The organism is Actinomadura sp. K4S16, from assembly GCF_008327685.1.
In the GTDB taxonomy this organism is placed as follows: Bacteria; Actinomycetota; Actinomycetes; order Streptosporangiales; family Streptosporangiaceae; genus Spirillospora.
Map to the genome: position 1 here is coordinate 1083029 of NZ_BDDE01000010.1, position 13652 is coordinate 1096680.

14 protein-coding genes are annotated in these 13652 nt (G+C 72.2%); 3 read left to right on the forward strand and 11 right to left on the reverse strand.

The window, feature by feature from the left end:
• The first annotated feature begins 82 nt into the window (after window positions 1-82).
• Window positions 83-964, forward strand: a complete 882-nt coding sequence (gene sigJ, locus K4S16_RS05780; protein ID WP_149257694.1) for an RNA polymerase sigma factor SigJ — start codon at window positions 83-85, stop codon at window positions 962-964.
• Window positions 965-970: 6 nt separating this feature from the next.
• Here the strand turns inward: sigJ and K4S16_RS05785 are convergent, their stop codons facing one another.
• From K4S16_RS05785 to truB, 10 genes are all read right to left on the reverse strand, one after another.
• On the reverse strand, window positions 971-1411 hold the full coding sequence (locus K4S16_RS05785; RefSeq protein WP_149257695.1) for a GNAT family N-acetyltransferase: 441 nt from the start codon (window positions 1409-1411) through the stop codon (window positions 971-973).
• A complete protein-coding gene (locus tag K4S16_RS05790; RefSeq protein ID WP_149258057.1) occupies window positions 1411-1938 on the reverse strand; it encodes a transglutaminase family protein in 528 nt (175 codons plus the stop codon). The genes K4S16_RS05785 and K4S16_RS05790 overlap by 1 nt, the downstream gene beginning before the upstream one ends.
• Window positions 1938-2675: a 4-hydroxy-tetrahydrodipicolinate reductase gene (gene dapB, locus K4S16_RS05795; protein ID WP_149257696.1), complete on the reverse strand. Its 738-nt coding sequence runs from the start codon at window positions 2673-2675 to the stop codon at window positions 1938-1940. Before dapB ends, K4S16_RS05790 begins: the two co-directional genes overlap by 1 nt.
• A gap of 36 nt (window positions 2676-2711) precedes the next feature.
• Complete coding sequence (locus tag K4S16_RS05800; RefSeq protein WP_149257697.1) at window positions 2712-3335, reverse strand: FMN-dependent NADH-azoreductase; 624 nt, start codon at window positions 3333-3335, stop codon at window positions 2712-2714.
• A 122-nt stretch (window positions 3336-3457) separates the two neighbouring features.
• Window positions 3458-4777 (reverse strand): pitrilysin family protein, encoded by a 1320-nt coding sequence (locus K4S16_RS05805; RefSeq protein WP_149257698.1) that lies wholly within the window; start codon window positions 4775-4777, stop codon window positions 3458-3460.
• Between the two features lie 93 nt (window positions 4778-4870).
• The gene (locus K4S16_RS05810) at window positions 4871-7219 is read right to left on the reverse strand and encodes a polyribonucleotide nucleotidyltransferase (protein ID WP_149258058.1); all 2349 of its coding nucleotides are present in this window, start codon (window positions 7217-7219) and stop codon (window positions 4871-4873) included.
• Window positions 7220-7490: 271 nt separating this feature from the next.
• Entirely contained in the window at window positions 7491-7760 is a 270-nt protein-coding gene (gene rpsO, locus K4S16_RS05815) for a 30S ribosomal protein S15 (protein ID WP_067792110.1), read from the reverse strand.
• A gap of 339 nt (window positions 7761-8099) precedes the next feature.
• Complete coding sequence (locus K4S16_RS05820; RefSeq protein WP_149258059.1) at window positions 8100-9041, reverse strand: bifunctional riboflavin kinase/FAD synthetase; 942 nt, start codon at window positions 9039-9041, stop codon at window positions 8100-8102.
• A 135-nt stretch (window positions 9042-9176) separates the two neighbouring features.
• Window positions 9177-9845, reverse strand: coding sequence for a hemolysin III family protein (locus K4S16_RS05825; protein ID WP_235036593.1), 669 nt, complete (start codon window positions 9843-9845; stop codon window positions 9177-9179).
• Between the two features lie 104 nt (window positions 9846-9949).
• Window positions 9950-10819 carry a tRNA pseudouridine(55) synthase TruB gene (truB, locus tag K4S16_RS05830; RefSeq protein ID WP_149257699.1) on the reverse strand — a complete coding sequence of 290 codons (870 nt, stop codon included), beginning with the start codon at window positions 10817-10819 and terminating at the stop codon, window positions 9950-9952.
• 194 nt (window positions 10820-11013) lie between these two features.
• Here truB and K4S16_RS05835 point away from each other — a divergent pair, with 194 nt between their 5' ends.
• A complete protein-coding gene (locus tag K4S16_RS05835) occupies window positions 11014-11946 on the forward strand; it encodes a hypothetical protein (protein ID WP_149257700.1) in 933 nt (310 codons plus the stop codon).
• Window positions 11933-12556, forward strand: coding sequence for a hypothetical protein (locus K4S16_RS05840; RefSeq protein WP_149257701.1), 624 nt, complete (start codon window positions 11933-11935; stop codon window positions 12554-12556). Before K4S16_RS05835 ends, K4S16_RS05840 begins: the two co-directional genes overlap by 14 nt.
• Window positions 12557-12579: 23 nt before the next feature.
• On the opposite strand, the gene K4S16_RS05845 is transcribed toward K4S16_RS05840, so the two are convergent.
• Entirely contained in the window at window positions 12580-13605 is a 1026-nt protein-coding gene (locus tag K4S16_RS05845; RefSeq protein WP_149257702.1) for a bifunctional oligoribonuclease/PAP phosphatase NrnA, read from the reverse strand.
• Window positions 13606-13652 lie beyond the last annotated feature (47 nt).

A 13652-nucleotide genomic window follows, 5' to 3' on the forward strand; every position in this document is an offset into this window, starting at 1 on the left:
CGCTCTCCGGGCACAACCCCCGGTCACATCCGGGCGGCGGCGTCCGTCAGTGTTACGACCGAGTGATACCGAGGGGGACGTGATGGACGAGCGCGAGTTCCTGGCAGAGCGGTTCGAGGGCCACCGCACGCATCTGAAGGCGGTCGCCTACCGGATGCTGGGCTCGCTCGCGGAGGCCGACGACGCCGTCCAGGAGGCGTGGCTCAGGCTCAACCGGTCCGACGCGGACGACATCGAGAACCTGGGCGGCTGGCTGACCACCGTCGTGGGGCGGGTGTGCCTCGACATGCTGCGCTCGCGCACGTCCCGCCGGGAGGACCCGCTGGAGGAGCGCCTCCCCGACCCGGTCATCAGGCCCGCCGACGGCCCCGACCCCGAGTACGAGGCGCTGGTGGCCGACTCGGTCGGGCTCGCCCTCCTCGTGGTGTTGCAGTCGCTCACTCCGGCCGAGCGGCTGGCGTTCGTCCTGCACGACACCTTCGGGGTGCCGTTCGAGGACATCGCGCCCATCGTGGGACGGTCCCCGGCCGCCGCCCGCCAGCTGGCCAGCCGCGCCCGCCGCCGGGTGCGCGGGACGGCCCCGGAGCCCGAGCGCGACCCGGTCCGCCAGCGCGCGGTCGTCGAGGCCTTCAACGCCGCCGCCCGCGACGGCGACTTCGAGGCGCTCGTCGCCGTCCTCCACCCGGACGTGGTGCTGCGCGCCGACGCCGGCGCCACGGCCGGCGGATGGACCCGGGTCGACGGCGCCGAGAACGTCGCCGGCCGGGCCCTCATGTTCCGCAGGGAGACCCCGGGCGAGGTCATGCCCGCCCTGGTCAACGGGACCGCGGGGATCGTGTGGTTCGAGGACGGACGCCCGCGGTCCGTGCTGGCCTTCACGGTCACCGACGACAGGGTCACCGCGATCGAGATCCTCGCCGACCCCGACCGCCTCGCCGCCCTCGACGTCGCCTACCCCGGCTGACGTGCCTCAGGTGAGGGAGCGCCGGAAGAGGACTCTGGGCGTCTCCGGGCCGTCGTGGGCGGGGGCGGGGCCGGCGGTGAAGCCCATCGCCTTGTGGAAGGCGATGGAGCCGGTGTTCTGGGGCGAGGTCAGGGCGCGGACGGTCGTGCGGCCGTCCGCGCGGGCGAGCGCGAAGAAGTCTTCGTACAGCCGGCGGGCCAGGCCCGCGCCGCGGAAGGCCGGGTTCACGCCGACGAAGTGGATGTAGGCGGTGTCGGGGAGGGACGGGGAGAGGAAACCGACGAGGAAGCCCGCGAGGTCGTCACCGGCCTCGGCGACGAGGCTGGTGCGATGGAAGTGGTCGAGGAAGAGGCGGGGCAGGATGCCGTGGACCTCCCGGCCCCACCAGCCGTCCACGACGGCGATGATGCGGTCGTAGTCGGCGGGGGCCGCCGGGCGGACACGCATCACAGGCTGGCGGGAAGGGCCGCGGCGTCCAGGGCCGTCATGCCCTTCAGGGCGTTCAGGACCGTGGGATGCGGGGCCGCGTGCACCGTCGGGTGGATCGGGTCGTCCGGGTAGGCCAGGGCGTCGGCGGACGCGGAGAACCGCACGGCCGGGTCGCGGGGGTCGAGGCGGACCCAGCGGTCGTCGATGAGGGCGGCGACCAGGCCGTGGACGAAGCCGGGGCGCTGCTGGTAGCACAGGCCCGCCTGGATGCCGCCCGCGCGCAGGAGGGCGACGTAGGCGTGGGACTGGGCGAAGCAGAGGCCGGTGCCCTGTTCGAGGACGTCGGAGGCCCTCCAGGGGACACGGGTGTCGCCGGTGTCCATGGGGTGCGAGATCCGGTCGCGGACGTGGTCGAACGCCGCGTGCGCGTAGGCGATGTCGTCGCCGGTGCGCAGCTCCGAGGCGATCGACTGGACGAGCGGGTGCTCGATGTCGATCGCCTCGGACACGGCGAGGTAGTCCCAGGGCTCGGCGTCGAAGTCCATCACAGGCCGAGGAGCGCCTCGATGCCGAGCGTGAGGCGGTCGAGCTCGGGGACCTTGCGGACGGCCAGCAGCACCCCGGGCATGAACGACTCGCGGTTCATCGCGTCGTGCCGGATGGTGAACAGCTCGCCGTGGCCGCCGAGGACCACCTCTTGGTGGGCGACCGCGCCGGACATGCGGACGGCGTGCACGCGGACGCCGTCCACGTCGGCGCCGCGGGCGCCGTCGATCTCGGAGGTGGTCGCGTCCGGGGGCGGGGCGACGCCCGCCTCGGCGCGCGCGGCGGCCACCAGCTCGGCGGTGCGGTAGGCGGTGCCGGACGGGGCGTCCGCCTTGTTCGGGTGGTGCGTCTCGACGATCTCGACGGACTCGAAGAACGGGGCCGCCTTCTGCGCGAAGTGCATCATGAGCACCGCGCCGATCCCGAAGTTCGGGGCGATGATGACGTTCCCGGACGAGTCGTCGGTCAGCCAGGAGCGGACCGTGTCGAGGCGGGACGGGTCGAACCCGGTGGTGCCGACGACCGCGTGCAGGCCGCGCTCGACGCACCACTGGAGGTTGTCCATGACGACGTCGGGATGGGTGAAGTCGACGACGACCTCGGCGGCGGTCAGCGCGTCGAGCTTGTCGCCCTGGTCGACGGCGGCGACGAGCTCCATGTCGTCGGCGTCGTCGACGGCACGGCACACCTCGGCGCCCATCCGCCCCTGCGCGCCCAGCACCCCGACCTTTGTCACGTGTTCCTCCTGGTTGGCCTCGCCCCGACCCTATCGTCAGAAGCGCTTGCCCAGCTCCCTCGCCTCGGCGTGCGCGGCGCGGCGCCCGGTCTCGGCATCGGCCGTGGCGAGGTTCGGGCGGAACGCGACCGTGCTGATGTCGGTGACGCCCGTCCAGCGCAGCCAGCCCTCGAAGAACGGGGCCTGGTGGTCGCTGCCGAACGCGGGCGGGCGGCCCTCGCCGTAGACGGCGCTCGTGTAGACGACGGCGGCCTTCTTGCCCTGGAGAAGGCCCGAGTAGCCCTTCTCCGGGTCGAACCGGAACACCCAGCCGGGCTGCGAGACCACGTCGATGAACTGCTTCAGGATGTAGGGGACGCTGGAGTTCCACATCGGGACGCTGAACAGGTAGCGGTCGTAGGAGTCGTAACGCTCGAAGACCTCCCGGGCGGCCTGCCATGCGGCGGCCTGCTCCCCGGACAGCTCCTCCCCCGCGAAGACGGACATCTTCGCGCCGGCTCCGGCGGGGCCGAACGCGGGAAGGCCGGCCTCCCACAGGTCGAGGTGGTCGACGACGTCGCCGTGGGTCTCGCGGTAGGCGTCCAGGAACACCTCGGCGATCGCCAGCGACTCGGAGGCGGCGGACCGCGGGGAGGCGGAAACGTGCAGCAGACGGGACATGAGGGATCCTCTCCGACAAGCATACGGACCAGAGTCCACTTACTCCCTGGAGAGTAGCGGACCCTGGTCCGGTTAACAAGTCGGGGTGTCCGGCGCCGCCGGCGAGGCGGCCGCCCCGCGGGTCAGGCGCCGAACTCGCGGTCCCCCACCGGGCCGATCACGGTGAGCGCCTGCGGGCCCGCGAGCACGTCGCGGGCGATGGCGCGGACGTCGTCGAGCGTGACGGCCTCGATGCGCGCCAGCACCTCGTCGACGGGCAGCAGCGACTCGTACACCAGCTCGCTCTTGCCGATGCGGCTCATCCGCGAGCCGGTGTCCTCCAGCCCGAGGACCATGGCGCCGCGCAGCTGGCCCTTGCCGCGCTCCAGCTCCTCGTCGGTGAGGCCTCCCTCGGCGGCGCCGGCCAGCTCCTCACGGCAGATCGACAGGACCTCCTCGGCCTTGGCGGGCTGGCAGCCCGCGTACACGCCGAAGACGCCGGAGTCGGCGTACTGCGCCGTGTAGCTGTAGACGGAGTACGCGAGGCCCCGCTTCTCGCGGATCTCCTGGAAGAGGCGGGACGACATGCCGCCGCCGAGCGCCGCGTTCAGCACGCCGAGCGCGAACCGGCGCTCGTCGGTGCGGGACGTCCCGGCGCCGCCGAGGATGATGTGGGCCTGCTCGGTGTCCTTGTCGATCACCACGCTGCGCGGGTCCAGCGGCACGGCCGCGCCGTCCAGCCGGGGCGGCGCGGGCGCGTCGTCGCCGTGCAGGTGCTCGGCGAACGCCGCGGACACCAGCCGGACCACCTCGTCGTGGTCGATGTTGCCCGCCACCGACACCACCAGGTTGGACGGGACGTAGTGCTGCCGGTAGTAGCCGTGGATCCGGTCCCGGGACAGCGCGTTGATCGACTCCTCGGTGCCGAGGATGGGGCGCCCGAGCGGGGTGTCGCCGTACAGCGCCGTGGAGAACTCGTCGTGGATCAGGTCGCCCGGGTCGTCGTCGCGCATGTGGATCTCTTCGAGGATCACGCCGCGCTCGGCCTCGACGTCCTCGGGGCGGTTCACCGACTCCGCGACCATGTCGGAGACCACGTCCACGGCGAGCGGGAGGTCGGAGTCCAGCACCCGCGCGTAGTAGCAGGTGTACTCCTTGGCGGTGAACGCGTTGAGGTCGCCGCCGACCGCGTCGACCGCCGCGGAGATCTCCAGCGCCGACCGCCGCCTCGTTCCCTTGAACAGCACGTGCTCCAGGTAGTGGCTGGCGCCCGCGTCGGCGGGGTCCTCGTCGCGGGAGCCGACCGCCGACCAGATGCCGAACGCGGCGGAGCGCACCGTCGGCATCGTCTCGGTGATGATCCGCAGCCCGCCGGGCAGGACGGTGCGGCGCACCGCGCCGGCCTCGTCGGTGTGGATCGTGGTGGTGGTGCCGGGCTCCTGCGCCCTCGCCGGCAGGGTCACGTGTCGCTCACATTCCGTCGGGGGAAAGCGGCCGGCCGGCCGTCCCGCAGTGCTCGTCGCGCTGCGGAACCGGCCGGCCGGTCATCGTCTGGATCAGGAGTTGCGCTGGCCGGCGTCGTCGGACCCGCGCCGGGTGCGGCGGCGCCGCGGACCGCCGCGGCCGTCGTCCCGGCGCTCCCGGCGCTCGCCGGTGTCGCCGTCGCCGTCGCCGGACGCGGTCGCGGGCTCCTCGCCCGCGCCGCCGTCGGCCCGCTCGGCCTTCTCGGCGCTCTCGCGCTCGACCACCTCGACCGGCACCAGCGACAGCTTGCCCCGCTGGTCGATCTCGGTGACCTCGACCTGGATCTTCTCGCCGACGCCCATCACGTCCTCGACGTTCTCGATCCGGGCGCCGCCGTGCAGCTTGCGGATCTGCGAGACGTGCAGCAGGCCGTCCTTGCCGGGCAGCAGCGACACGAACGCGCCGAACGTCGTGGTCTTGACGACGGTGCCGAGGAACCGCTCGCCGACCTCCGGCATGTGCGGGTTGGCGATCGAGTTGATCGCCTGCCGCGCGGCCTCGGCGGACGGCCCGTCGGTGGCGCCGACGTAGATGGTGCCGTCGTCCTCGATCGTGATGTCGGCGCCGGTGTCGTCCTGGATCGAGTTGATCATCTTGCCCTTGGGGCCGATGACCTCGCCGATCTTGTCGACCGGGACCTTGATCGTGATGATCCGCGGCGCGTTCGGGCTCATCTCGGCGGGCGCCTCGATGGCCTCCTGCATCACGTCCAGGATCGCCAGGCGGGCGCCCTTGGCCTGCTTCAGCGCGGCGGCCAGCACCGAGGCCGGGATGCCGTCGAGCTTGGTGTCCAGCTGCAGCGCCGTGATCAGGTCACGGGTGCCGGCGACCTTGAAGTCCATGTCGCCGAACGCGTCCTCGGCGCCGAGGATGTCGGTCAGCGTGACGTACTCGCCGCCCTCGTTGATCAGACCCATCGCGATGCCCGCCACCATCTGCTTGAGCGGGACGCCCGCGTCCAGCAGCGACATGGTGGACGCGCAGACCGAGCCCATCGAGGTGGAGCCGTTGGAGCCGAGCGCCTCCGACACCTGCCGGATCGCGTACGGGAACTCCTCGCGCGACGGCAGCACCGGGATCAGGGCGCGCTCGGCGAGGGCGCCGTGGCCGATCTCGCGGCGCTTCGGGGAGCCGACGCGGCCCGTCTCGCCGGTGGAGTACGGCGGGAAGTTGTAGTTGTGCATGTAGCGCTTGGTGCGCTCGGGGTTCAGCGTGTCGATCGTCTGCTCCATGCGGAGCATGTTCAGCGTCGTCACGCCGAGGATCTGCGTCTCACCGCGCTCGAACAGCGCCGAGCCGTGCACCCGCGGGACGACGTGCGCCTCGGCGGTCAGCTGGCGGATGTCCTTCGTGCCGCGGCCGTCGATGCGCAGCCCGTCGCGGATGACCCGCTCGCGGACCAGCTTCTTGGTGACGGCGCGGTAGGCGGCGGAGATCTCCTTCTCGCGCCCCTCGAACTGCTCGGCGAGCTTCTCGGCGGCGGCCGCCTTGATCTCGTCGAGCCGGGCCTCGCGCTCCTGCTTGCCGGCGATGGTCAGCGCCTGGGCCAGGTCGCCGCTGACGGCGTCGGTGACGGCGGCGAGCACGTCGTCCTGGTAGTCCAGGAAGATCGGGTACTCGGCGGTCTCCTTCGCGGCCACGGCCGCGAGGTCGCTCTGCGCCTTGCACAGCACCTTGATGAACGGCTTGGCCGCCTCGAGGCCCTCGGCGACGGTCTCCTCGGTCGGGGCGGTCGCGCCCTCGCCGACGAGCCGGATGGTGTCGCGGGTGGACTCCGCCTCCACCATCATGATCGCGACGTCGCCGTCGGCCAGCACGCGGCCGGCCACGACCATGTCGAAGGTCGCGCGCTCAAGCTCGGGGTGGGTGGGGAAGCCGACCCACTGGCCGTCGATCAGCGCGACGCGGACGCCGCCGATCGGGCCGGAGAACGGCAGGCCCGCCAGCTGCGTGGACATCGAGGCGGCGTTGATCGCCACGACGTCGTACAGGTGGTCGGGGTGCAGCGCCATGATCGTCTCGACGACCTGGATCTCGTTGCGCAGGCCCTTGGTGAACGACGGGCGCAGCGGCCGGTCGATCAGCCGGCAGGTCAGGATCGCGTCCTCGGAGGGACGGCCCTCGCGGCGGAAGAACGAGCCGGGAATGCGCCCGGCCGCGTACATCCGCTCCTCGACGTCCACGGTCAGCGGGAAGAAGTCCAGGTTCTCCTTGGGCTTCTTCGACGCGGTGGTCGCCGACAGCACCATCGTCTCGTCGTCGAGGTAGGCGACGGCCGAGCCGGCCGCCTGCCGGGCCAGCCGGCCGGCCTCGAAGCGGATGGTGCGGGTGCCGAACGTGCCGTTGTCGATCACGGCTTCGGTGCTCTGCGCACCGTCGATGCGCACGGCTTCTGTCACGGGAAACCTCCTCAGGGTTCCATGTCGGTCCTCGCGGCCGTTTCCCGTTGGCTGTTCACGCTGCCGGTCTTCGATCGAAGCACCCGGATCGAGAGCGCCGCCGATGCGGCGGAACGGATCCGGAAGCCACTACCGAGGACCGGCCCGCACCAGCGGTGTCCGCGAGGCTTGCTCTGTAATTGGCGGCCGGGGCCGGGCGGGCCCGCCGGCCATAAAGGAAGGGAGTGGCCCCGCGGGCCACTCCCTCACCGTGCTAGCGGCGCAGCCCGAGTCGCTCGATCAGCTGCCGGTAGCGGTTGATGTCCTTGTTCGCGAGGTACTTCAGGAGGCGGCGACGACGACCGACCAGCAGCAGCAGACCGCGGCGGCTGTGGTGGTCGTGCTTGTGCTCCTTCAGGTGCTCGGTCAGATCGTTGATGCGGCGCGTCAGCAGCGCGACCTGGACCTCCGGGGATCCGGTGTCACCCTCAGTGGTCGCGTACTCGGCGATGATCTGGTTCTTGGTGGCGGTGTCGAGCGACACGTGGCTCCTTCGATGGATTCGTCACCCGCAGATCCTGGCCCGGAGGGCGCACGGGTCCGCATGGTGCGTGTTAAGAGGGTGGCGGGCCGCATGAGGGTGCAGCCAGCCGCGCCGGGGCCCTTCCCGGCGACTCTTCACCGTACCATGCTGTATTGGATACAAGACCGGCCCGAGATGCTCGCCTGGCGGCTCGCACCTCGACCGTTCTTGAGGCGAGCGCGACCTCGCTTCGCGAGCTTCCCGGTGGGCTCGCCTTCGGCTTCGTCCCACCGGTCAGGTCGCGCGCTCGCGTGGCGGTTGAGGCTTCCTTACCAGCTTGGCGGGGCGCTTTGAACGGGCTTAGGACGTGATTTCCCGGGCGCGGGCCACGTCTCGGTGCATTTCCTCGATCAGGGCCTCGATCGAGTCGAACTTCAACGTGTCGCGGATGCGGGCGGCGAAGTCCACGGCCATGTGCTCGCCGTAGAGGTCGAGGTCGTCGCGGTCCAGGGCGTAGGCCTCGACGGTGCGCTCGCCCGCGCCCTCGAAGGTCGGGTTCGTCCCGATGGAGATCGCGGCCGGCCAGCGGAAGCCGGGGTAGCGGTCGGAGTCGCAGGCCAGCCAGCCGCCGTAGACGCCGTCCGCCGGGATCGCGGTGTGCGGCAGCGTCTCCAGGTTCGCCGTGGGGAAGCCGAGCGCGCGGCCCCGCTGGTGGCCCCGCACGACGACGCCCTCGACCCGGTGCGGGCGGCCGAGCGCGTGCGCGGCCGCCTCGACGTCGCCCGCGTCGAGCCGTCCCCTGATGTAGGTGGACGAGATCGTGTCGCCGTCGGCCACCAGCGGCATGCCCTCGGCCGTGAAGTCGTACTTCTCGCCGAGCTCCCGCAGCAGCGCCACGTCGCCCTTGGCCTTGTGCCCGAACCGGAAGTCCTCACCGACGATCACGTGGGCGGCGTGCAGCCGGTCGACCAGGACCGACTGGACGAACTCGTCCGGCGGCACCTTCGACAGCTCCAGCGTGAAGGGCACGACCACGACCGCGTCGGTGCCGAGGCCCTCCAGCAGTTCGATGCGGCGCTTGGTGGTGGCGAGCAGCGGCGGGTGCGTGCCGGGCCGGACGACCTCGTCCGGATGCGGGTCGAACGTGATGACCACCGAGCGCAGCCCGCGGCGGCGCGCCTCCTCGGCGGCGGCCCCCACGATCCGCTGGTGGCCGCGGTGCACGCCGTCGAACACCCCGATCGTGATCACCGAACGGCCCCAGTCTGCGGGAACCTCGTCGAGGCCATTCCAGCGCCGCACCATGCTCTCCCTGCGTAGGACGTTCCTGTCCGGTACTTCTTGCCGTCCTCAAGAGTGCCATGCGGGGGCGGTACCGGTCGCACCCAGGGTGCGTGGTGTGCGGCACCCGGCCCGGCACGGGCCGGGTCGACGCTCTCAGCCGGACTGGTAGACGACGAGGGACACCGCGATGTACTGGAGCACGTAGGCCGCCAGCGTGCAGGCGTGGAACACCTCGTGGAACCCGAACCAGTCCGGGAACGGGTCGGGGCGGCGCAGCCCGTACACCACTCCCCCGACGCTGTAGCAGATGCCTCCGATCGCGACCAGCAGGCAGGCGGCCACGCCCGCCCCGGACAGGAACTGCGGCAGGAAGAGCACCGCCACCCAGCCCAGCGCGATGTAGAGGGCGACGTAGAGGGCGCGGGGAGCGCCGATCCAGGTCGTCCGGAAGACGACCCCGGCGACGGCCCCGGTCCACACGATGGCGAGGACGGCCACGCGCACGCCGCCGTCCAGCGCCAGCACCGCGAAGGGCGTGTACGTCCCCGCGATGATCAGGTAGATGTTGGCATGGTCGAAGCGGCGCAGCACCTCGATCAGCCGGTGCGACTGCTGCCGGTGGTACGTTCCCGAGATCCCGAACAGCATCCCCGATGTCGCCACGTACAGCGCCGACGCCAGCCGCGCCTCCAGGCTGGGGCCGAGCGCCACCAGCACGAGCCCCGCGACGAGCACCGCGGGGAACGCGCCGAGGTGCAGCCAGCCGCGCAGCCGCGGCCGGGTGGGGGACGCCACCGGGGGATTGTCCTTCACCGTGGTCACGGACACCTCCTCACTAACCTACGCTTACGTAGGTTACGCGTGCGTAGGTTGACTGCGCATCCAATTCGCCCGGTGATGCTCGCCACGGCTCCGCCGCGGGCCCCTCACGGGACGAACACGGCGAGGGGCTTGGCCACCGGGCCCCGCTCCTCGACCAGCGCGAGCAGGGTCCCGTCCGGCGCGAAGACGCCCACCGGGCCCGGCCCGAGACCGGCGGCCGCCAGCCGTCCGCCGTGGGCGACCTTGCGGGCGTCGTCCTCGGACACGTCCCGGCGCGGGAACACCGCCGCCACGGCCTCGGCCATGGGCAGGATCTCCAGTTCCTCGCCGAGCCGGTCGAGCGTCCGCGCCATGGAGAGGTCGTAGGGTCCGACGCGGGTGCGGCGCAGCGCGGTGAGATGGCCGCCGCAGCCGAGCGAGGAACCGAGGTCGCGGGCCAGCGCCCGGATGTAGGTCCCGGACGAGCAGGACACCGAGGCGTCCACGTCGACGAGGTCGCCGTGCCGCCGGACGTCCAGGATCGTGAACTCGTCCACGGTCACCGGCCGGGCGGCGAGTTCCACCTCCTCGCCCTTGCGCGCCATCCTGTAGGCCCGCTCCCCGTTCACCTTGATCGCACTGACCTGCGGCGGGACCTGCTGGATCGTCCCGGTCAGCTCCGCGACGCCGGCCCGCAGCGCCTCCTCGGTGACGGACGCGGCCGACGCGGTCGCGGTGGTCTCGCCCTCCGCGTCGTCGGTGTTGGTCGACTCGCCCAGCCGGATCGTGGCGTCGTAGCCCTTGCGGGTCAGCGCGAGATGCCCGAGCAGGCGGGTGGCCTTGCCGATCCCGAGGACGAGCACGCCCGTCGCCATCGGGTCGAGCGTGCCCGCGTGGCCGACCCGCCGGGTCTTCGCCAGCCTCCGCATCCTCCCCACGACGTCGTGCGAGGTCCAGCCGGCGGGCTTGTCCACGATGACGAGTCCCGGATCCATGCTCTTGCTTCACCTCGAAGACGGCGGGCGAACGGAGGACGGCGATACTAGCCGTCCCGTCGCCCTCGCGGGTTTCCCGCACAGCGCCGCCTCCACGCGGCGAAGGGTCTGTTCTGTGTCCTTTTCCCTTGCGGGGCGCGCTCCGCCGCGATCCACTGTGCCTCCTAGCCGTACGTCCCCGGCGAGGTCCGACCATGAGCAGAGGACAGCCCGAGCCCGGCGTCTTCAGCGCCCCGGACGCACCCTTCCGGATCCATGGGAGGGTGGAACCGGCGAGCGTCGGCTCTCTCGCGCACGAGCCGTCGCTGACGCTCTGCTCCCTCGAAGCCTTCGCCCGGTATGCCGGTCCCGTAGGAGCCTCTGCTCTCGACGCACTCCTCACCCTTGGCGCCCTGGACGGGATCATCGAATCGGTCCAGGCCGACCACGGGCTCGTCATCCGGATCACCGTCGCGGCCCTGTGGCTCGACCGGGGCCAGGTTCCCGGTGCACGGCCCGACTGGCACATCGACCGGGCCGGCGCCATCGCGGGGACCGGTGCGCTGGAACGCTACGACACCTCTGACCTCACGCATCGGCGCAGCTTCGCACTGGTCAGCCTGTTCAGCCCGGAGGCGCCCGCCCCACATCGAGCGCCGGACGCTCACACCTCGGAGGCGAGCACCGAGTTCGCCATGGCACCGGGCGGCCTCCCGCTTCCCGGCGGATGGGCCCGGAGCCGGGATGTGGCCGAGCACATCAGGACATGGATATCGGCCGGCCGTCCATGCACTCCCTGCGGGGACGGGCGCGCTGTCTCCTTCGGGGCCCGCGCGGTTCACCGGCCTGGCGCCGCTCCGATGCCGGGCTGGCGGATCCTCGTCCGGGCCGGTGCCTACCAGTCAGATCCGCCGACGTCGCCATACGAAGAGCGCATACCCGCTTACAATCCGTTCTGCCGGAGAACGGATCCCGGCTTCTGGCTGAGGCCGGTCGGCACCAAGGAGAGGGCGACGCCGATGCGGAGCTGGTCCGTTCACGCGAACGACGACGTGGCGGTCGAGGAGCTGTTCGCCATGCGGGGGCTCCGCCCGGCGCCGGCGCCGGCCACCGCTGCGATCGCGCGGATCCGCGATGCGTGCGCGTAGGAGGCGCGAAGAGGAGCACGCCACCGCTTTCCTGCTGGAGGAACTGCACAACGCCGAAGCGGAGTTCCGTCGGCTCCGGGCCGAGGGCCACGCCCGGATGACGGGCTTCCTGACCCTGGTGGGCGCCACCCTCGGCCTCGTCGCGGCCCTCAGCGGCGCCAAGGGGCTCGCCTCCGACGCTCTGCTCCGGGTGATGCTGGCCGCCGCACTGTTCATCGCGGTCGTCGGCACCAACGCCTACATCGGCCTGGTCGTCCGCGACATCGGCACCGACGCCTGCGCACGCAACGCCGCGCGGATCCGGCACTATTTCGTGACCGAGTACCCTCGCCTCGCCCCCCACGTGAGCTGGCGCCACACCGACGGCCCCTCGACCTGGGTGACGCGGCCGCGCAGCGTCAACCGGCGCCAGATCGGCTTGATCACCGCGGCGGCGTACGGTGGAGCCGCCGCGGCGGCGGTCCGCATGGCCTTCGAGGCCGGCAGCGCGGTCACGGCAGGGGCGGGATCGGTCGCGACCGCCGTGGTCTGGCCGCTGCTGCTCTGCTGGGCGCGGCGCCGGATGAGGCACGTGGCCGACCGGGCCCGCCGGGAACAGCGGTTCGACTGACCGCCGACCCGGCGCCCGACCGGTCAGTGTTCGGCGGGCAGCAGGGCGCGCAGCCGGTCGAGCGCCTCGTCGACCGGCCCTGCCCAGACGAAGCCCGCCATCTCGCGGTGACCGCCGCCGTCGAGCGCCGCACACACCCTGCTCAGATCGATACGGCCCTTGGACCGGACGGAGAAGTACCAGTGGCCGTCATCGGTCTCCTTGCAGACGACGGCGACCTCTGCCTCGTCGGTCCGGCGCAGCTGATCGATGATCCCCTCGAGCTGCTCGTACGGCAGTCCACGCCGATCGGCACGGGCGATCGCCGTCCAGACCAGGCCGCGGCCGCCGGCCGCGTCGCGCTCGAGCCGGGCGCGCGCCAGCGCGCTCGCGAGGACCTGCAGGTAGCCGAACGGGGCCCGGTCCCACAGCTCGCGGCTGACCGTTTCCGGCCGGACGCCCGCGGTCAGCAGCCGTCCCGCCAGGTCGTGGACCTCGGGGGTGGTGCAAGGGTACTTGAACGAGCCGGTGTCGCTGGCCAGGCCCGCGTACAGGCCCTGGGCGATGTCGCGGTCGAGCGGCACGCCGAGCCTGCGGATCAGCTCCTCGACCAGCACCGCCGTCGCGGCGGCGGCCGGGTCGACCAGCCGCACGCCGCCGAACCCGGTGTTGGACGCGTGGTGGTCGATGACGATCAGGGCGCCGGCCCGGTCGGCGGCGCCGGCGAGCGAGCCGAGCCGCGCCCGGCCCGCCGCGTCCAGCGAGATCATCAGTTCCGGGGCGCGCGGCACCCGGGACGGTTCGACCAGCAGCTCCTGGCCCGGCAGGAACCGCAGGATCGCCGGGACGCCGAACGGCTCCCCGAACGAGGCCACGCAGCGCTTGCCGCACGCGCGCAGCGCCTGCCCGAGCGCCAGCATCGAGCCGAGCGCGTCGCCGTCGGGCGCCACGTGGCACGCCAGGCAGATCTCACGGGCACCGCGGATCAGTTCGACCGCGCGGTCCCATTCGAGGTCGGCGGGCGGTGCGCCCGGCTCGGCGGGGGCCGCGGTGTCGGCCGGGCCGTTCACGACGACGGGCGTCCGGGGCGGCCGTCCTCACCGTCCCCAGCGGCGTC